At 75.9% G+C, this 20,075-nt stretch carries 14 protein-coding genes; 8 read left to right on the plus strand and 6 right to left on the minus strand.

What is annotated here, in order from left to right:
* Positions 1-42: 42 nt before the first annotated feature.
* A complete protein-coding gene (locus ACFV7Q_RS30100) occupies positions 43-993 on the minus strand; it encodes an AraC family transcriptional regulator (RefSeq protein ID WP_385433130.1) in 951 nt (316 codons plus the stop codon).
* 104 nt (positions 994-1,097) lie between these two features.
* On the opposite strand from ACFV7Q_RS30100, the gene ACFV7Q_RS30105 reads away from it, so the two are divergent.
* Positions 1,098-2,036, plus strand: coding sequence for an MBL fold metallo-hydrolase (locus ACFV7Q_RS30105; protein WP_385433132.1), 939 nt, complete (start codon positions 1,098-1,100; stop codon positions 2,034-2,036).
* Between the two features lie 86 nt (positions 2,037-2,122).
* On the opposite strand, the gene ACFV7Q_RS30110 is transcribed toward ACFV7Q_RS30105, so the two are convergent.
* Both ACFV7Q_RS30110 and ACFV7Q_RS30115 read right to left on the minus strand, forming a co-directional pair.
* Entirely contained in the window at positions 2,123-4,135 is a 2,013-nt protein-coding gene (locus ACFV7Q_RS30110; protein ID WP_385433134.1) for a helix-turn-helix domain-containing protein, read from the minus strand.
* 68 nt (positions 4,136-4,203) lie between these two features.
* Complete coding sequence (locus ACFV7Q_RS30115; RefSeq protein WP_385433136.1) at positions 4,204-5,574, minus strand: MFS transporter; 1,371 nt, start codon at positions 5,572-5,574, stop codon at positions 4,204-4,206.
* A 454-nt stretch (positions 5,575-6,028) separates the two neighbouring features.
* Between ACFV7Q_RS30115 and ACFV7Q_RS30120 the strand changes: the two genes are divergently transcribed.
* The 7 genes from ACFV7Q_RS30120 (at position 6,029) to ACFV7Q_RS30150 (ending at position 16,266) form a co-directional block, all read left to right on the plus strand.
* Complete coding sequence (locus ACFV7Q_RS30120) at positions 6,029-6,202, plus strand: thiazolylpeptide-type bacteriocin (RefSeq protein ID WP_385433138.1); 174 nt, start codon at positions 6,029-6,031, stop codon at positions 6,200-6,202.
* 56 nt (positions 6,203-6,258) lie between these two features.
* Entirely contained in the window at positions 6,259-6,441 is a 183-nt protein-coding gene (locus tag ACFV7Q_RS30125) for a thiazolylpeptide-type bacteriocin (protein WP_385433140.1), read from the plus strand.
* Between the two features lie 91 nt (positions 6,442-6,532).
* Positions 6,533-9,319, plus strand: a complete 2,787-nt coding sequence (locus ACFV7Q_RS30130) for a lantibiotic dehydratase (protein WP_385433142.1) — start codon at positions 6,533-6,535, stop codon at positions 9,317-9,319.
* A gap of 59 nt (positions 9,320-9,378) precedes the next feature.
* A complete protein-coding gene (locus tag ACFV7Q_RS30135; protein ID WP_385433144.1) occupies positions 9,379-10,527 on the plus strand; it encodes a hypothetical protein in 1,149 nt (382 codons plus the stop codon).
* On the plus strand, positions 10,524-12,419 hold the full coding sequence (locus ACFV7Q_RS30140) for a hypothetical protein (protein ID WP_385433146.1): 1,896 nt from the start codon (positions 10,524-10,526) through the stop codon (positions 12,417-12,419). Before ACFV7Q_RS30135 ends, ACFV7Q_RS30140 begins: the two co-directional genes overlap by 4 nt.
* Entirely contained in the window at positions 12,416-14,425 is a 2,010-nt protein-coding gene (locus ACFV7Q_RS30145; RefSeq protein WP_385433148.1) for a TOMM precursor leader peptide-binding protein, read from the plus strand. Before ACFV7Q_RS30140 ends, ACFV7Q_RS30145 begins: the two co-directional genes overlap by 4 nt.
* 83 nt (positions 14,426-14,508) lie before the next feature.
* Positions 14,509-16,266, plus strand: coding sequence for a thiopeptide-type bacteriocin biosynthesis protein (locus ACFV7Q_RS30150; RefSeq protein ID WP_385433150.1), 1,758 nt, complete (start codon positions 14,509-14,511; stop codon positions 16,264-16,266).
* 18 nt (positions 16,267-16,284) lie between these two features.
* Here ACFV7Q_RS30150 and ACFV7Q_RS30155 read toward each other — a convergent pair whose 3' ends face one another.
* The 3 genes from ACFV7Q_RS30155 to ACFV7Q_RS30165 form a co-directional block, all read right to left on the minus strand.
* Positions 16,285-16,542, minus strand: coding sequence for a lipopolysaccharide assembly protein LapA domain-containing protein (locus ACFV7Q_RS30155; RefSeq protein WP_385433151.1), 258 nt, complete (start codon positions 16,540-16,542; stop codon positions 16,285-16,287).
* A gap of 237 nt (positions 16,543-16,779) precedes the next feature.
* On the minus strand, positions 16,780-18,120 hold the full coding sequence (locus ACFV7Q_RS30160) for a S28 family serine protease (RefSeq protein ID WP_385433153.1): 1,341 nt from the start codon (positions 18,118-18,120) through the stop codon (positions 16,780-16,782).
* 160 nt (positions 18,121-18,280) lie between these two features.
* A complete protein-coding gene (locus ACFV7Q_RS30165; RefSeq protein WP_385433155.1) occupies positions 18,281-20,071 on the minus strand; it encodes a hypothetical protein in 1,791 nt (596 codons plus the stop codon).
* Positions 20,072-20,075: the final 4 nt, after the last annotated feature.

The raw sequence follows: 20,075 nt of genomic DNA on the forward strand, positions 1-20,075 counted from the left end.
GGCGCGGTGCGCGGCACGGGGGGCAGTGCGTGCCCGTGCCGCTCACGGCTCCTGCACTGCCCGGGCCCGGTAGCGGCCGGGCGTGGTCCCGAACTCCCTGCTGAAGGCGTGCGAGAAGGCGTACGCGGTGCCGTACCCGACCCGGCGGGCGATGGCCGCGAGGGGATCCGCGGTGTCGCGGAGCAGGGCGGCCGCGTACGTCAACCGCCACCAGGCGAGGTAGGCCATCGGGGGCCGGCCGACCAGCGCGGAGAACCGGCGTGCCAACGTGGCCCGGGAGACCCCCGTGTGCGCGGCGAGCCGTTCGCCGGTCCACGGCGCGGCCGGGTCCGCGTGCAGGGCCCGCAGGGCGGCGGCCGTGACCGGGTCGCCCAGGGCGGCCGGCCAGGCTCCGCCGGAGCCCTCCGCCATCCACGAGCGGATCATGTAGAGGAGCAGCAGGTCGAGCAGGCTGGGCACCGCCATCGCCGATCCGGGCCGTGCACCGTCCAGCTCGCCGCCCAGCAGGTCGACGGCGGCCCGTAGTTCGGGGTGTCTGCCCACGCGGTTCGGCAGGTGGACGACCGCGGGCAGCTCCAGCATCAGCGGGTGCGAGCGGCTCCGGTCGAGCCGGTACCCGCCGCACAGCAACTGCACGCCCGGCCCGCCCGCACCGTCCGCCGCGCCCGGGCCGGCCGGCACCCGCAGCGTCCCGGACCGCGTCCCCACCGGTCCCTGGTCGAACGGCACCGCCCGTGCCACCGTTTCTGCGTCGGCGGGGGAATCGGCCATGACGTGGCCCGTGCCGTGGGGCAGGAGTACCGCGTCCCCCGTGGCCAGCGAGACGGGGTCGCCCGACTCGGGCAGCAGCCAGCAGCTGCCCTCCAGTACCACGTGGAAACCCGCCCCGTCGTACGGGGCGAACCGCGTGCACCACCGCCCGCGCACCCGGACCCGCTGCGAGGAGGGCCGCCCGATCCGCACCGCCGAGATCGCATCGCTCACCACGTCCACCGCACCACCCTATCCCCGTCCCGTCGCACGGCTGAGACAACGGCGTATCGAGACGCGCCGAACGCGCATTGAGCCGCTCAACTTCCCTTCCTACGGTGGACGGCGTGAACAAGGACAACGACACGCAGACCATCGTGCTGGGCGACGTGGAGATCATCCGGGTCGTGGAGTGGCAGGGGCCGTTCGTGCCCGGTCGCGACCTCGTCCCCGGGGCCGACACCCGGGTGTGGAAGGACAACGAGGACCTGCTGGCACCGGACCACTGGGACCCCGACCACGACCTGGCCGTCCTCGCCCTGCAGACCTGGGTCGTGCGCAGCGCCGGGCGGACGGTCCTGGTCGACACGGGCGTGGGCAGTGGACGCGAGCGGCCGGGCAGCCCGCACTTCCACCACCGGCAGGGCGACCTCCTCGCCGACCTGGCCCGGGCAGGCGTCCGGCCCGAGGACGTCGACACCGTCGTCAACACCCACCTGCACGCCGACCACGTCGGCTGGAACACGATCGACGCCGACGGCGCATGGGTACCGGCCTTCCCCAACGCCCGATACCTCCTCCCGGCCGCCGACGACCACCACTTCGGCCCCGGCAACACCACCGGCAAGGGCCTGGGAGAGGACGACCGGCTGGTCTACGAGGACAGCATCGCCCCCGTCCACCGCGCCGGGCAGGCCGTCCTGTGGGAGGGCACCCACCGCATCGACGAACACCTCACCCTGGAGGCCGCCCCCGGACACACCCCCGGCTCCGCCGTACTGCGCCTGGAATCCCGTGGCGAACGCGCCGTCTTCGTCGGCGACCTGCTCCACAGCCCCGTCCAGATCCTCCACCCCTCCTGCAGCAGCTGCTTCTGCCTGGACCCGGACGGGGCCGCCACGACGCGCCGCCGCGTCCTCGAACGGGCCGCCGACCAGCACGAGCTGCTGATCCCCGCCCACTTCGCCGGACCGGGAGCACTGGAAGTCCGTCGCCGGGGTACCGACTTCGGCCTCGGCCCCTGGGCCGCCCACCGCACCTCGGAGGACGACGACCGGGACGTGTAGGAACGCGTCGGCCGCACGGGCCGGGGCCGCCGGCCGGTACGTTCGTCAGCTCCGCCACGGCCCGGGCGTCCATCCCCGCGACCGACTCAACTCCCGGCCGTGGACCGGACGACGGGCGGCGCCCCGACCCGGGACCGGGGCGCCGCCCCCGGGCGGGGGAGGGCGGCGGGGCCTGCGCGCAGGACACGGAGGGCGAGCTGCACCTCCAGCGCCCGGGCCGGGGTGTTCCAGTCCTCGCCCAGGATGCGCCCTATCCGGTCGAGGCGTTGGACGACCGTGTTGACGTGCACGTGGAGGGCGTCCTTGGTGCGGGCCGGGCTGGCGCCCTCGGCGAAGTACGCCTCCAGGGTCCGGACCAGCTCCGTGCCGCGCCGCGCGTCGTACTCCAACACCGGCCCGAGCACCCGGTCGACGTACGCGCCCACGTCCGCCCCGTCGCCCAGCAGTACCCCGAGGAACCCCAGGTCGGGCAGGCCGGCGCCGTGGCCGGTGCGGCCCAGCGCGTGCATCGCCTCCAGGCAGCGCACCGCCTCCGCGTGCGCGCCCGGCAGCCCCTCCGGCCCGGCGGCCGGACCCGCGGCCCCTGCGGTGACCGGCGCGCCCACGGCCCGGCCGAGCTCGGCGGCCAGGGTGCGGGCGAGGGCCCCCGGGTCGTCCGCAGGGGCGAGCAGGACGACCCGCCCCTGGTACGGCCCGGCCAGACCCGCGCGGGACCGGGCGTGCCGGCCCGCCCCGGCGGCCAGCCTGGACCGCAGGGCGGCGTCGCAGTCCAGCACCACCAGGGCCTGCGGCCGGCCGAGGTCGACGCCGAGGCGGCGGGCCCGCAGGATCCGGCTGGGGGTGTCGTGGACCCGCCCGGCCGCCGGCGCGGCCAGGAGGTCCGCGAGCAGCTCGCCGCGGACCCGGTCCTCCGCTTCGGCGACGGACCGGCGCAGCAGGAGCAGCAGTGCCGTCACCAGTCCCGCCCGCTCGAACAGCCGCCGCTCGCTGTCGCAGAGGCCGGCGCGCCCGCCGAGGGCCAGACCGCCCAGCAGCTCCGGCCCGGCGAGCACGGCGCACACCCACACACCGCCGACCGCGACCGCCCGGCCGTCCGAACGGGACGCGGCCAGCGCACCGGCCAAGGAGGCCCCGTCCGGCAGGCCCGAGGGCTCCGCGCCGACCCGTGCGAGCTCGGCCCCGTCCGCGTCGTACACGACCAGGCCGCCCCCATCGAGCAGACCGGCCACCTCCCGGGCGACGTCACCGACATCGCCGCCGCGGAGCACGAGGCGGGTCAGCCGGTCGTGGGTCTCGGCGGCGCGCCGCACCGCCTCGCTCTGCGCCCGGGCCGTCTCCGTCGCGGCCTCCAGGTCGACGAGCGCGGCCCGCGTCTCCTCCAGCAGTCGGGCGCTGTCGATGGCGACGGCGGCGTGGTCGGCCAGTGAGGACAGCAGGGCCACCGCATCGGGCGCGAAGGCGCGCACCGCCCGGTCGGCCGCGTACAGCACCCCGATGACCCGGGTCCCGACCCGCAGCGGTACGCCGAGGATCCCCCGCAGCCCCTCCTCCTGCACCCCGTGGTCGATGACGGGCGTGTGCCGGAACCGGTCGTCGGTGCGGTAGTCGGCAGTGGCGTACGGGCGCGCCGTCTGGGCGACCAGCCCGCCGAGCCCTTCCCCCATGCCCAGCCTCAGCTGCTGGAAGACGGCGGAGACGGAGCCGTCGGTGACCCGCATGAACGTGTCCCCGGCGACCGGGTCGTTGAGGGTGAGGTACGCGACGTCCGTGCCCAGCAGCATCCGGGCCCGGTGGACGATGGCCCGCAGCACCGCGTCCAGGTCGCGCAGCGCGGCGAGGTCGCCGGCGGTGTCGAACAGGGCCGTCAGCTCCGTCTCGCGTCGACGGCGCTGGTCGAGGGTGCGGCGGATGCCCAGCGCCACCTGCGTGGCCTCTTCCACCAGGGCCTGCTCGGCGGGGCCCGCCCCGGCCGCCCGGGCCCGTTCCGCGGGCCGGGTGAACTGCTCGACCGGGGCGCCCTGGTGGAGCAGGCCGAGTAGCTCCCGCAGGGCGGCCGCCGCCTCGCCGGGTGCCGGGTCGAGGTCCTTCGTGGAGGTCATGGCGGCATTCTCCCGCGCGGGCCCGGGCCGGCCCGGGCGGGGTCGGGCCCGCTCGCGGCCGAGCCCCGTCACGTGGTCGTGGAGCCGGCCGCCGTACCGCCGGCGCCGGAGCCGCTGCTCCGCACGGCCAGGTCGCGGCCGCGGGTCTCCCGGGCGAGGGCGACGGTGATGGTCGTGACGAGCGCGGCCGCGCAGAGGTAGAAGGAGACGGGAACGGACGAGCCGTGCTCCTTGAGGAGCTCCACGGCGATGATCGGCGCGAGCGCCCCGGCGACGATCGAGGCGAGCTGGGAGCCCAGCGAGGCACCGGAGTAGCGGACCTCGGTGTCGAACATCTCCGAGATGAAGGCGGCCTGCGGCCCGTACATGGCGCCGTGCAGCAGCAGCCCGATGGTGACGGCCACGGTGATGACGGCGAACGAGCGCGAGTCGACGAGCGCGAAGAACGCGAACGCCCACAGGGCCGTGCCGACCGAGCCGATCAGGGTGACCGGGCGGCGGCCGATCCGGTCCGAGAGGGCACCCCACGCGGGGATGGTCGCGAAGTGGACGACCGAGCCGATCAGGACCGCGTTCAGGGCGGTGCTCTTGGGCAGGCCGAGATGGGTGGTGACGTACACGAGGAGGAAGGAGGTCAGGACGTAGTACGAGATGTTCTCGCCGAAGCGGGTGCCGATCGCGGTCAGGACCTGCCGCGGACTGTGCCGCAGCACCTCGACGACCGGGGCCTTCTCCCGTGCCCCGCGCGCGGCTTCGGCCCGGGCCCGGGCCTGGGCGGCGAGGAAGACGGGGGACTCGGAGACGGTCAGCCGGATCCACAGGCCGACGATCACCAGCACCCCCGAGAGCAGGAAGGGGATGCGCCAGCCCCAGGCGAGGAACGCCGCGTCCGATTGAACGGCCGCCAGCACCGCGAGGACACCGGTGGCCAGCAGGTTGCCGCCGGGCGCACCCGACTGCGGCCAGGAGGCCCAGAACCCGCGGTGCCGCGCCCCACCGTGCTCGGACACGATGAGCACCGCGCCGCCCCATTCACCGCCCAGCGCGAAGCCCTGCACCAGGCGCAGGACGGTCAGCAGGATCGGTGCGGCGATGCCGATGCTCGCGTACGTGGGGAGCAGCCCCATGGCGAACGTGGCCCCGCCCATCATGAGCAAACTGACCACCAGCAGGCTCTTGCGCCCCACCTTGTCACCGAAGTGGCCGAAGACCACCCCGCCCAGGGGCCGGGCCAGGAAGCCGATCGCGTACGTGACGAACGCGATGAGGGTGCCCGTCAGGGGATCCGCAGCCGGGAAGAACAGTTTGTTGAAGACCAGGGCGGCGGCGCTGCCGTAGAGAAAGAAGTCGTACCACTCGACGGTGGTACCGATGAGGCTGGCGGCGACGATTTTCCGGATGCCTGACGGGGCCGGTACAGCCGGTGCGGGGGAGGGCATGTGCACCACTTCCTGGGTCTGCGGGAGGTTCCGTGGAGGCACAACGTAGAAGCCGCCAGGCCATCGGGACATGTGACGGGCCCCCACAATCGGGTGGAGTCCTGTGGGCCCCGCCGCCACACCGCAGGCGGTGCCGGCCCCGGCCCCCGGTGGACGAGCAAGCCGAGCGAGTCAGGGCGAGCGGGCGAGTAGGGGCAGTGGAATGCGGAACGGGGAGTTCGTGATTCTTTCGGCGCTGCGGCGCGTTTCCGGCCGAAGGAAACAGGCCAGAAGTCGCGGACCTGACAATCTCATTGTGCTCGTCCTGTGTTCCCTTGTGGACGTGCGGTGAGCCCGGCAATATTTTTTCTGCCCGACAGCGGTCCCGGAATGCCGGTGTTTTCCGGCTGCCCGTGGACTGCGGCATTCCGTGCCGCGCATTCGGCATTCCACCCCCAAATTCCGGGAGATACGCATGTCTGAATTCGACCTCCAGGACCTCGACCTGGACCTCGGCGACCTCACCGTCACCTCCATGCGCGACACCGCCGCGCTGCCCGAGGGCGGCGCGTCCTGGGGCTCCTGCTCCTGCCAGGGTTCGTCCTCCTGCGCCCAGCCGCGCTCGGAGAGCGACGTGTTCGTGGGCTGACGCCCCCTCGCACACCGCACCGATCCCGACCAGCCACCCAACGAGAGGAGACATCCATGACCGGTGAAAACGGCACCACGGCCTTCGAGATCGAGGACCTCGACCTCGGCGACCTCACCGTGACCTCCATGCGGGACACCATCGCACTGCCCGAGGGCGGGGCGTCCAACGGAGGCAGCTCCTGCTCCTGCGGTTCCTCGTCCTGCGCCCACCCGCAGACGCCGGAACTGCCGCTGTAACCGCACCACCGTACGGACGCACGGAACCTCCCGCCGCACCGCACGTGCGGCGGGAGGCCCGAGCACCACCACCGACAGGACGGGGAACCCCATGCCGCGCCCGAACTCCACGGCCGTCGCCCCCACCGCCACCGCCGCCGCCACCACCGGCACCGGCGGCAGCGATGGTGTCGGTGCCGCCGGCTACCGGGTACGGTCTGCGCCCTACGCGCTGGCCCGCGCCACCGTGATCGCCCACCCGGCCGAGCACCCGGCCGCGACCGCCTTCCGCGACCTGCTCGCCCGCCTGCACCGGCTCGACGCACGACTCCTGCACACCACCGGGCCGCTCTGCGACGACCTCCACGACAGCCGCGACGGCCATCCCGCCGACTTCCACCGCGACGTCGTCCTGCCCCTGCGCCGAGCCCTGCACAACGGGCGCGAGCCGAGGCCCGCACTGCTGGCCCGACTCGGAGACCTGCCCGACCGGATCCCCCGGCTCGCCGCCTGGACCGCCCTGCGCGAGAGCCGCCGCGCCCTGCTCGACGGGCTGGGTGCCGCCGCCGAACAGGCCCTGGCCGCCGAACGCACCGCCCTCGCCGGCCTGTGCCGCGATCCGGCCCTCGTCAGAGCCGTCGCCCTCACCAGCACCGACCTGCACCGGGCCGTGGAACGCGCTGCCACCGGCGCCGCCGACCGCCGGGCCCGCAAGGAGGAGGCCACCGTGCTGCGCTACGCCCTGCGGGCCAGCACGAAGACCAGCCCGCTGTCCTGGTTCACCGCCGTCGGCTGGGGTCCCCTCGCCCCGGACCGGAGCGCGGACCCGACCGTGCCCCCGACCCCGCCGGTGCCGTCCTGGGGCACGTGGCCCCTGCTCGACGGACCCCTCCGCGCGGTCGTGCAGCCCAACCACACCCTGACGGCGGCCCTCACCCTCGCCCTCCTCGACTCCCCACACCGCCGGGCCGCACTCCCGCACCGGATCACCAGCACCCCTCGAATCACCGGCGCGCGGGCCGCGTACTCCCGCGAACGGGCCTCCTTCGCCGGGGGCCGCTATCTCGTGCCCGGCGAGGACGAGGCGGAACTCGCCTACAGCGGCCCGCTGCGCCTGGTCACCGAGCACGCCGCCCACCCCGTGCCCCTGGAGGAGCTGGCGCAGCTGCTGACCGCCTCCCTGACCGGGGCGGGCGGCGACGCGTCCGCCGCGGCCACCGCTTTCCTCGACCGCCTCGGGCAGGCGGGCCTGCTGCTGCCGGGCGACCCGGTCCCGCCGCAGGACGCCGAGCCGCTCGACCGCCTCGCCGCATGGCTGCGGGAGGTCGCCGCCACCCGGCCCGACGACCCGGCACACGCCGCGGACGCCGCCCGCGCCGACCGCCTCGCCGAACTCGGCCGCGACACCGCCGCGTTCGCCGACGCACCCGCCGCGCAGCGCCCCGCGCTCCTCGCCTCCCTGGCCGAGCGGTGGAAGGCCGAGCTGGCCGACGCCGGCCGCCCCGTCCCGGCCGTCTCCGCCCCGCTGACCGTGCTCTCGGAGGACGTCGTCGCCCCGCGCCCGCTCGCCCTCGACGGCTTCCTCGACGCCGCCGACCACGAGGCGCTCGGCGAGGCCACCGCGCTCGCCGAGCTGTTCGACCTCGGCCACCTCGTGCGCCGTGTGATCCGCGACCGCTTCGTCGAACGGTACGGGCCCGGTGGCCGTTGCGCCCGTCCCTGGGAGTTCGGCGCCGACGTGGCCGAGGCCTGGCAGACCGCCGGGGGCCTCGCCCTCCTCGACCCCGACGACCGGGACGCCCTGCCCACCGGGGCCGCCGAACTGGCCCGCCTGCGCGCGGAAACGGGCGAACGGGTCCGGGAGGCCGCGGCCGCCGCGGCAACCGGCGGCCGGGACGGCGCCGCAGCGGCCGCAGAGGTCGTCCTGCCGCCGGACCTGCTCCGCGCGCTCGGCGAACGGCTGCCCGGCTGGGCCGTGGCACGGCCCCTCAGCTACGCGTACTTCCTCCAGCGGGACCCGGATCGCGGCCTGCTGTGCGTCAACCACGTGTACGGCGGATGGGGCCGCTTCACCAGCCGCTTCCTCGACGCCCTCGACCCGCGGGCCGCCACCGAAGTGTCCCGGCAGATCCGGCGCGGACTCGGGCCCGCCGCCCGGGCCGCACAGATCCGGCCCGTCGGCGGGTTCAACGCCAACCTCCACCCGCTGCTGGTCCCCGACGAGATCGGCCCCGACCGCCGCCGGGCCTCCCTCACCGAGGCGGACCTGGAACTCGTCCACGACCGGGCAGCCGACCAGGTACGCATCCGCCTCAAGAGCACCGGCCAACTCCTGGACGTGCTCTACCTCGGCTTCCTCGCGCCCGTCCTCCTCCCGCGCCGCATCGGGGCCCACCTGTGCGACCAGCCCCACGGAGTGGTGGACCTCAGGCCGCTCGCCCCCCGGAACGCCCTCACCGCGCCCGGTGGCCGCGTCGTCCACACCCCCCGGCTGCGCCACCGGCACGTGGTGCTCGGCCGCCGCCGCTGGCTGCTGCCGCCCGGTGTCGTACGGGAGCTGCGTGCCGACCTCGGCGCGGCCGGCCCGGTCCCGGCGGAGGCGGCGGCCCGCTGGCGCGCGCTGTTGGACCTGCCCGAGCAGTTGTTCCTGCACCCGGCCGCCACCGCCCCCACCGGCCGGGCCGCCGAGGACTTCCTGGCCCGACTCGACCGGCCCAAGCCCCAGTTCGTGGACCTCGGCAACGCCCTGCACCTGCGCTGCCTGCCCAAGTGGCTCTCCCGGTACGGCGACGGCGCCGTCCTGGAGGAGGCGCTGCCCGCCCCCGGCGGCCTCGACGTCCCCACGCGCGCGGTCGAACTCGTCCTGGAGGTCTACCGGTCCGGGCGGCCGCGGCAATGACCCGCCCACGGACGAAGCACGACGGACGACGGACGACAGAGGAAGAGGAGGAAGGGAGCGTGCCCGGAGTGCAGCCCCAGGACAGTGGCGCCCGCGACGTGGTCGCCTACTACCACCACCCGGTCAAGGCACCACTGTTGAGGGGGGTGATGCTGCCGCTCGCCGAGTCCTCCGTGGAGGACGGACTGGCCACCCACATCGAACGGCACTGGCTGTACGGCCCCCACCTGCGGTTGCGCCTCCAGGGGCCCGCCGCGCAGGTGGGCGCCGCCGCCGAGTCCGCGGCGGCCCGGGTCGACGACTGGCTCCGCGCACACCCCTCCGAGGGCGACCTCACCGACGCCGAGCTGCTGGAGCGGGCGGCCGAGGCGGGGCGCAGCGAGCTCGTCCCGCCGCCCTACGGGCCGATCGTCCCCGACAACACGGTCCGGACCGGAGCCGTCGACCGTTCCCCCCTCATCGGACTCCTCGGCGAAGACGGCGCCGACCTGCGCGACGACCTGCTGCGGGCCGGGCTCGGCGCGCTGCGGGCCGGCGCCGACTTCCTCGGGGAACACGGGGACACCGCCCGGGCGCGGCTCCGGCTCGCCGTCACCGCGCTCGCGGCGCACGCCTGCGCCCACCCCGGCGGCCTGGCCGGCGGCCACTTCTCGTACGTGTCCCACCTGGAGGACTTCCTCGTCCACGACGACCCGCAGGGCCGGATCCGCAGCAGCTTCCTGCGCCACGGGGAACGTGCGGGCGCCACGGTCACCGCGCTCGTCGGCCGGATCGCCGACGGCGGGGCGCAGGGCTGGGAGCGGGCCTGGGCGGACTTCTCGGCGGGAGCCTGGCGGCTGGCGCAGAGCCGGTACGACGCGGGCGCCGACCTGCACGGCGTCCCACTGGAGTACCGGGCGCGCGCCGCCGCCACCGGCGACGAGGCCGTGCACGCCCGCTGGAACCAGGACATCCGCACCCGCTACAGCGAGTTCCACCGACTGCTGCGCCGCTCCGACCCGCAGGGCGCGATGTGGAGCCGCCCCGACTACCTCGTGTACCGGGCCTGCACCAACGCCCTGTACCGGCTCCTGGCCATCTGCGACGTCCGGCCGCTCGAACGCTACCTGGCCGCCCACCTGGTCATCGGCACGGTCCCAGGGCTGACCGGATGCGACTGGCGCGCGGAGATCGAGGCGGTCATCGACGCGGTGGAGGCCCGGCCGTGACCGCCACCCGAACCACCACCCCGTCAACCCCGATCGCCCCCGTACGCCGACTGCGCCCCGGCGTCGCCGTGACCGTACTGCGGGACGGCCTGCACCTGCGGGGCCGGCGCGGGAGCGTCACCCTGGAGGGCAGTACGGCACTGCCCGCCCTGTGGCGGGTGCTGGAAGGGCCCTTGCGGGACGGCGGGTTCGAACGCCTGCTGAACGGCATGCCGGCGGACTCGGCCGTGCGGAGGGCGGTGGACGTGCTCCTGGGCCGGCTGGCCGAGCACGACCTGCTCGTCACCGTGCCCGCCGGGTCGGCCGCCGACCGGGCATCCGGACCGGCCGCCGGGTCGACGGTCGAACCGGCCGCCGGGTGGGCAGCCGGGCGCGCCGCTCCCGCCGGGCCCGCCGGCGGATCCGGTCCGGTCGCGCGATGGCTCGCGGCCACGGCCGAGCACCCCGTCACCGCTGCTGCCGCGCTGGCGCGGGTGCACGCGGAGGTGGTGGCCGGATCCCCCGACGGGCCGCTGGCCAGGGCCGCCGGACGGGCACTGGCAGCGGGCGGGCTGCCCGTCTCGTACACGGCCGATCCGGCCCTGCCCGCGGGGCGCGTGCTGCTGTACGCCCGCGGACACGGCCCGGAGCGGGGCGTCGCGGCCGGGCTGTGCGGCGGGACCGGCTACGCCACCGCCCCCGGCAGCGCCGCCCAGATCATCTCGGAAGCGGCCGCGCTGGAACCGGGGCTCGCCACCACCGCGCCCCCCGCCCCCGCTGCAGCCGCGCCCGCATCCGAGGGCTCCCCCCACCTGCTCGCCACCTTGCTCGGCGGCGCCGCGGCGCACCGGCTGCTGTGCGCAGCCGCCGGACTCGCCGACCCCGCGGACGAGGGCGAGGACGGCCGCCTGCTCCCCGGCCTGCCCGCGGTGCTCCTCGCGGACGCCGAACCACCGCGGGCCGAGTACCGCAGTTGGCTGGGCCCGGACCGGATCGACGCCGACCGGCGCGGCGACCTGGAACCCGCCGGCACCCTCGCCGAGGCCCTGCGCCGGGTCACCGCCCTCGGCGACCGTCGGTGCGGGGTGCTGACCGAGCCCCTCCCGGGGAACCTGCCGCAGCTCCCCGTGGCGCTGGCGGCCTGTGCACCGCCCGCGGCGGGGCCCGGGGACGGCCCACCGGCCCCCGAGGGCCCGGTCGGCGGCGCGCCGCGGCTGGACCTGGCCCGCCTGGAGGTGTTCTGCCGTGCCGCCGAACTCCGCCTGGGCGGTAACGGGTTCACCGTCGGCGCGAATCCGGGGCACGCCCGGGGGCGGGCGCTGCGCGCGGCGGCGGCCGATCGCCTCCGGCGCCCGGCGGAATGTACGCACCACAGCGCGGGGGAGTGGGCAGGCCACCCGCAGGCCCGCCACTGGTGGACGACGCTGACGGCCCGTCTCGGGGCGTCCGCACGCCTGGACGTGTTCCGGTCCGCCCCGGGCGGGGACGTGTACCACGCTGTGGTCCACGGCGCCGGCCCGTCCGACCGCCCGGTGCTCGGCGAGGCCGTCGAGGCGACCCCGGGGGACGCGGCGGCCTTCGCAGCGCTCGCCGCAGTGGCCGCGCTCTGCGCGCAGGACGCCGGGTTCCCGGCAGGGAACCCGCCGCCGTCCGGCGGCGCCGTCGCACCGCTGGCCGCCGCCGGCGTGCGGACGGCCGCCTGGGAGGACCCCGGCTGGACCGGTGGCTGGCTGGCGGACCTGGCCGGACGCGAAGCCGCCTTCCAGGCGGCGCTGCGCCGGCTGACCGGGACGGCCCGCACCGGTGCGGGCCGCCGCCCGGATCCGCCGCTCACGCCGGCAGCCCGGCAACTCGCCGACTGTCTCAGGGCCTTCGGCTTCACCGTCCTGCACACCCCGGAGGAGGAACGATGACGAAGTCGGCGGCCACCCCGGCCGCGACCGGCCCCCGGGACGCCACCGGGCCGCTCGGCGACGCACTGGCGGTACCGGTGCTCGACGCCGGGGCGGCGGCCGCGCTCACGGCCGGACGGGCCGCGGTCCTGCTGCCACGGTGGACGCCGGGCCTGGCCGGGGAGCTGAGCCGGCACGCGCTGGGCCACCGCGTGGCCCTGGTCCCCGTACGGCTCGACGGCGCCCTGGCGGTGGTCGGCCCCGTCCTACGGCCGGGCGCGGCGGCCTGCTTGAGCTGTGCCGAGTACCAGAGGTTGGCCACGGCGGGCGGCCGGGTGCCGTGGCGGAGCCCGGAGCTGGAGCTGGCCGGCGTCCTGTCCCCGGCGCTCGCCGACTGCGTCGGCACCCTCGTACAGGACCTGCTGGACAGCAGTGACGGCCGTGACGGCGGCGACGGCGACGGCGACGGCGACCGGGCCCACGGCCTCGCGGAGGAGGGCGAGCCGGCCGGCGCTGCGCAGACCGCCGTCGTGTACGTCGTCCACCTCGGCCGCGGCAGCTGGTCCACCCACCGCATCCGCCCCGTCGGTGGCTGCCCGGTGTGCCGCCCCCTGCCCCCGGACTCGGCCGCCGGGACGGACCCGCTGCCCGCCGCCCCCCGCCCGCTGCCCGACCCGTACGTCCTGCGCGCCCCCAACCCCCGTACCACCGCGGAGGGCCTGCGCACCGCGCTGTACGACGAGCGGTTCGGCCCGGTGCGCCGGCTGGTGCGCGCCGAGGACTCGGCCTTCTCCCTGACCACGGCCGTCGTGACCGACGGCCGGGCCCTGGACGACGGCGGATACGGCCGGGCGCGGGACTTCGCCGACAGCGAGCGGATCGCCCTGTTCGAAGCCGTCGAGCGGTACGCGGGCATGCGTCCCACCGGCCGCCGCACCGACCTGAGGGCCCCCTTCGCCGCGCTCGGGCCCGACCGGGCGGTCGACCCGGAGCGGTTCGGCCTTCCCGACCCCGCCCACCACGGGCATCCGTCCTCAGCGACCGTCCCGTACACCCCGGACCTGGAACTGGACTGGGTGCACGGGTGGTCGCTCACCCGCCGGCGGGCCGTCGCCGTGCCCGAGCACGTCGCCTACTGGGACGTGCCGGGCCCCGGCCGGCCGCGCGTGGTGTACGAGTCCTCGAACGGCTGCGGACTGGGCAACAGCCCCGAAGAAGCCGCCCTGTACGGCCTGTTCGAGGTGGCCGAACGCGACGCCTTCCTGATGGCCTGGTACGCGGCCACCCCGCTGCGCCGCATCCAGCCGCCGCCCGAGGACACCGGCACGGCCATGCTCGCGGACCGGGCGGCCCTGGCAGGGTACCGGCTGTCGCTGCTCGACGCGACGAACGACTTCGGCATACCCGCGGTCGTCGCCGTCTGCCGGTACGGGGGCGGCCACCCGGCCGCGCCGCGGATGTTCCTCGCGGCGGGCGCCCACCACGACCCGCGCGTCGCGATCAGGTCCGCGGTGGCCGAGGTCGTCACCAACGTGCTGGAGTCCGCGCACCGTTCGCTCGCCGACGGCGGGCCGCGCGACCCCGAGCGGCTGCGGCCGATGCTGGAGCGGCCGGAACTGGTGGTGGGCCTCGACGACCACGTCGGGCTGAACACCCTCCCCGGGGCGGGCCCGCGCCTGGAGTTCCTCTTCGCCGACACGCCCCGCGTGCCGGTGGCCGAGGCCTGGCCGGGGGCGCCCGAACCCGTCGCCGACCTCACCGACCTGCTCGGGGCGACCGTGGACCGGCTCTCCCGGGCCGGCCTGGAGGTCATCACCGTCGACCAGACCGAACCGGGGCTGCGCGACCGGCTCGGCCTGCACTGCGTGAAGGTCCTCGTACCCGGCTCGCTGCCGATGACGTTCGGACACGTCAACCGGCGGACCCGGGGGCTGCCCCGGCTGCTGGAGGTCCCGTACCGGCTGGGCCGCACCGAACGACCGCTGCGCCACGAGGACCTGGCCCTCCACCCGCACCCCTTCCCCTGACCCCCCCGGTCGGGCCGGCGGCCCACCCGACGCCGGGACCGCCCCGGACCCGACCCCGCACCCGCGAACGAGGACCGCACGCGATGACCACCGACACCTGGCACAGCCTCCACCTCTTCCTGCACTCCGGCACCGAGGACACCGACCGGTTCCTCGTCCGGGAGGCGGCCCCGCTCCTCGACCGCCTCACCGGACCCGGCGGGTCCGCCACCCGCTGGTTCTTCATCCGGTACGGGGAGGACGGCCCCCACGTGCGGATCCGGGTGCGGGGGCTGGGCGCGCCGGTGGCGGCTGACCTGGCACAGCAGTTGGCGCGGGCGGCGAAGGAAGTACCGGCGGTGCCGGGGCCGTGGCCCTCCGGGCACGGGGAGGTCAGGGAGGTCCCGTACGTGCCCGAGACCGCCCGCTACGGCGGGCCGCAGGCCCTGCCGGTCGCCGAGGAGGTCTTCGCCGCGTCCACGCAGGTGGCTCTGGACGCCCTGCGGGCCCTCCACGGCCGCGGCGGAAGGGACACCGGTGCGGGTGCCGGTGCCGGTGCGGATGTAGGTGCGGGGGCGGCCGTGCGGCTGGCGCTCGCCGCGGACCTGGCGCACGCGACGGCGTACGCCCTCGGCATGGGCCGGCTGACCACGGCCCGCTGGCTGCGCCGCCACGCAGCGGGCTGGCGGTGGGTCACCGAGGTCCCGCTGCTGCCGGGAGCCTCCGTCCACGCCCGGGTCAACTCCGTCTACGCGGCCCAGCGTACGGGCCTGGCACGGCGCGCCGCCGGTGTGCGCGAACACCTCGCAGCCGGGACCGCCCCCGGCTGGCTCGGCCGGTGGGCGGACGCGGTCGGCGAGGCCGACGCACTCCTGCGCGCCGGGTCCACGCCGGCGGGAAACACCCGCGAGGAGGCGCAGGACACCGCGCCCGACGCAACCGCATGGATCTGGGCCTCGCAGCTCCACATGCTCTTCAACCGGCTGGGCATCACCCCCGACGAGGAGCGGGCGGTGTGCCGGCTCGCCGCCCGGACCCTGCTGGAGACCGAGGAGCCGCCGGGCTTCTTCCCGCAGGGGCACACCGCGGCCGACGTCCAGTACCTGGAGCGCAGCAAGTTCCAGATAGGCCGCGGCGAGGACACGGCACTGCGCTCGCTGCCGGCACCGCGGCGGTCGGCCGCCGGGCCGGAGCTCGACCTGCCCGCGGACCCGCTGCCGCAGGTGCCGCTGGGCGCCGTGCTGGCCGACCGGTCCTCGCTGCGCGGCGCCCTCGCCGGACCGCTGGACGCCCGCGCACTGGGCTCGCTGCTGTGGCACTCCCTCTGCGAGAACAGCCGCTCCGAACAGACCCTGGCCGACGGGACGGCCCGTACGCTGGTCCACCGGGCCTATCCGAGCGCGGGCGCCCTGTACACGGCCCGGGTCCGCCTGCTGGTGCTCGACGTGGCCGGGGTGCCGGCGGGCACGTACGACTGCGTGCCGGAGCGGCGGACGCTGCACCGCATCGGGCCGGTGCCCGAGCTGGACCGGATCAAGGCGCTGTCGACGTACCTGTCCCGTCCGTCGACGGACCCCGACTGGATCGGCATCGACGGGGCCCCGGCCGTCCTGGCCGTGTACGCGGACCTCGGCGTGCTGCGCCGCCGCTACGGTCTGCGCGCCCTGCGCCTAGCCCTGCTGGAGACCGGCCACCTGGCCCAGACCCTGCTCCTGACGGCGTCGGTCCTGGGCCTGGGAGGCACCCCGCTCGGCGGCTTCCACGACGACCTGGCCCACGAACTCCTCGGCCTGGACGACCTGGAGCAGCCGCTTCAGTACCTGCTGCCGCTGGGTCGCCGCCCGACGTCGCGGGACCGGTAGCCGCTCCGTGTCGTGCCGCTACCGGCGGGCGGCCCGGCGGCGGGCGAGGAACACGCCGAGGACCATCCCGACGACGAGGGTGACGGTGAGGACCACCCAAAGCGGGATCGTGACGGTGGGGACCCACAACCTGACGGTCACCGGTCCGGTGTTGACGGCGATGAACCAGACGGCGAGGGCGGCCAGGACGACGAAGCCGATGGTGCGCAGCCGCACGTCACGGCCCTTGACGGTCAGGGTCGGCGGCTGGTGACGCGCTGGGGCCTTCCGTGCCATGTGCCCCATTATCGTGGTGTTCGCGGCCGAGGGCGACCGGGCCCGATCACAGCGGTCCGTGCCGCCCACGGTGGGCGGCACGACCACTAACGCATCGACGCCCGACCGCCAGGTGGTCGAGGACGGGACGCGGACGGCGACGCCGGTACGGGTCAAGCCGAGCCGGAAGGGCATGACCGTCACTGTCCGGGTCCGCCCGCCCGACGAGGGAAAACCGCGAGACCGCCTACTGGCAGTTCACCCTCGACCGACCCCGGCCTGCCCGGCCCAGCGGCGCAGCGCGGCCGTGGCCCGTTCGGCGTCGGCCGGCGGCAGGCCCTTGATGGATATGTGGTGGCTGCCGCCGCGCACCCCGAAGACGTACGAGTCGCGCGTGCCCCTGCCCAGGCGGAAGGGCTCCGCGACCGCCATGTCGTTCTCGCCGTTGACGAACATCAGCGACCGGCCGTGGAGCCGCACCCAGCGGTCGACGTCCGCCATCGCACCCTGCCGGAAGTGCAGGGGTATCTCCCGCGGCACGTAGGAACGCACTTCCTGCACGCCCGGGTGTCGAAGCAGCCCCTCCAAGTGCGGGGCGGCGAACGTCGCGTACCCGAGCTCGGTTCCCAGCTGGTGGAAGTACGGCGTGTAGGGCTTCAGCTTCTGGTCGGTGTACACGGGAAGCAGCGTCACCTTGGCGATCCACGCGTAGAGGGCGTCGTCGGACGCGTCCGCGCCGGGCACCGCGGCGCAGCCGTCCGCCGGCTGGTACATCCAGAACATCATCGGCAGGCGCAGCACGGCGAGTTCGAACGCCCGGTCCGCACTGCCGACGGTTGCGAAGGTCGCCTTCTGCTCCTCCGCCCACCGGCCGTACCGCTGCGTCATCGCCTCGCGGCGCACCAGCGCCCGCCGCTGTACCTCCCTGAGGGCGGCCCGGCACTCGGCGGTGCCGACCTGCGCCAGGCGGGTGTCGTAGGCACGGTCGTCCCGGTCGTCGGTGTTGTTGGGCGCGGAGTACGCGACCGTGCCGGCCACGTCGTCGGGGTAGAAGCGGCGGTGGTAGACGGCCGTCATTCCGCCCTTGCTGCCTCCGGTCGATATCCAAGCGCCGCGGTACAGCTGCTTGAGCGCGGTGACCAGGCGGTGGTGGTCGCTCGCCGCCTGCCAGATGGTCAGCGTGGACCAGTCCTGGTCCTGGCCCCGGGACGTCCCGAAGAAGCGCTGCTCGGTGGTGATCTGGTTGGCGTCCAGCAGCACCGCCGGCTCCGCCAGGCGCTGCGGTGCGGACCCCAGGTCGTAACCGCTGCTGTACAGCACCATCGGGCGGTCGACCGACTTGTGCACCAGCGTCAGTCTCTGCTCGAACGACCCCCGGTCCGGATGCCGGTGATCGGCGGGCTGCCGGAAAGCGAGGTCGAGGACGGTCTGCCCCTCGGCCCCGGGCCGTTCGCCGAGCAACCGCATTCCCGGGACCGCCCCGACCCGGGCGCGGATGTCGTCGTCCTGAGGCGCGGCCCCGGCCGGGGAGGCCAGTCCGGTCACTGCCAGGACCGCCGCCGCAGCCACGATGACCAGGTGTTCCATCGTCTTCTTCATGTCTTCAGGAAACCCGGCCCGACCCCGCCCACGGATCCCCCATGCGGGGAGGACGTCTCCCCCGCGCGGGGGAGGACGGCCCCGCCCGCGTGCGGCAGGATGACAACCGGGCGGCGCCGGCGCGCTGTTGCTCCCGGCCCGGGAGCAGGGCTCACACCGTTCAGCCGGCCAGCGCCAGCAGCTCCCGGGCCAGGCTCCTCGCCGTCAGGTCCGGGTGCGGCGTTCCGTCGCACAGGAAGCCGGAGACGACACGGCGCGGCGAGTGGGCGATGTGCTCCACCGCGGGCCGGGCCGCTGCCGGGAGGAGGCGCATCGCCACCAGGGCGCGCAGCGCGTCCATGTGCGGCTCGTGCAGGTCGCGGCCGCGGGCGAGCTGGTCCGCGATGACCGGCGCGGTATCGTGCGTGCGCCCCGTGACGCGCCAGATCGCGGCAGCCGCGTCCGCCCGGCCCTCCCGGGCGGGAGCCAGGAGCCGCTCCTCGACCAGCGGCAGCAAGGCCGCGGCGGCCGGACCGAGTTCGCCGGCCACGCGCACGGCCGCCGTGCGCCGGGTCAAGGGATCCAGCAGCGCCCGCACCACGGCCACCGCGGGCCCCGCTTCGCCCGTGACGTGAGCCAGCGCCGTGGCCGCCGCCAGGTCACCGGCTCCGGCCCGGGCCCGCAGGGCCGCGGCGGCTGCCGCGCCCGCCGCCGGGCCCAGCGAGGCGAGCACCCCGGCCGACGCCGGCAGCAGCCGGACCAGGTCCGGCAGGCATGCGGCAGCGAGTTCGGGAAAGGGCAGCAGCGCGTCCACCCACCCCGCACACGGCCGGTCCGCGACCCGGAGAGCCACCTCCCGGGCCGCCGCCCCGAACACCTCCACCGCCGCCGGCACGACGACGCCGGGAGCCGAGAAGGGGGTCAGCGGGAGCGATGCCGCCTCCTCCGGCAACTCGTCCATCAGGCGCAGGACCAGGCCCACCGCGCCGGGCACCCGCAACCGCACCGCGGCATGCACCGCCGCCACCCGTACGGCAGGGTCCTCCGACCGGAGGGACGGCTCCAGCCACGGCGCGGGCGCGCCGCCCTCCAGCGCGGCGCCCGTCCTCGCCACCCGGCACAGGCCCTCCACGTCCACGGCCGATGACGCGAGCGACGGCAGGACGTCCCGCTCCCGGTCCCGCCACGCCTCGGTGAGCTCCCAGGCCAGCGGCAGCCCGCGTCGCACCGCCATCAGGGCGGCCTCCGGATCGTCCATCAGCCGCTCCCCGAGCGGCCGGTGGCCCGCGGGCCACGGATGGTACGTGTCGAGGACGGCCTCCTCCCCGTGCGCGTCGAGTGCCGCCTCCACCCACGCCGCCGGCAGCGGCAGGGGCGCTGTCCGCAGCAGATCGGTCAGCGCCGCCCCGCGCACCAGCGGCTCCGCCTCGGACAGCAGCGCCCGGTTGCGTGCGTCCCTCACCTCCGGTGAGACGTCCAGCAGGCCGAGCGCCGTCACCAGGTCCGCCCGCACCTCCACGTCGTCCTCCTCCACCAGCCGGGCCCGCAGCAGCGGCATCAGCGGTAGGGAAGCCTCCTCGCACGCGGCGATGATCCACACCAGGGTGCGACGCACGGACCGGTCCTCGTCGGCCGCGAGCACCAGCAGCGGCGGCAGCGCCGCGGCGACCGCCCGCCGCACCTGCCGCCACTGCGGCCCCGCCCCGTCGGCCGCTCCGTGGAGCAGCCCCAGCAGCCACAGCCGGTCACCCGGCCCGTCCAGGGCGAGCCGGGCCAGGAACGGCACGGCCTCGGCGGTCGCCGAATAGACCGACCCCTGGTGGCAGAGCGACGAGACCAGCTCCTGCAACGCCCCCTCGCGCACCCGGGGGTCCGCCGAGCCGGCCGCCCGCAGCAGTCCCGGTACGTCGTCCGCCGGACCGTACGCGTGCTCCAGCCCGGCCCAGTCGATGTCGTCGATTCCGTCCAGCATGATC

The organism is Streptomyces sp. NPDC059851 (assembly GCF_042732005.1).
Lineage (GTDB): Bacteria > Actinomycetota > Actinomycetes > Streptomycetales > Streptomycetaceae > Streptomyces.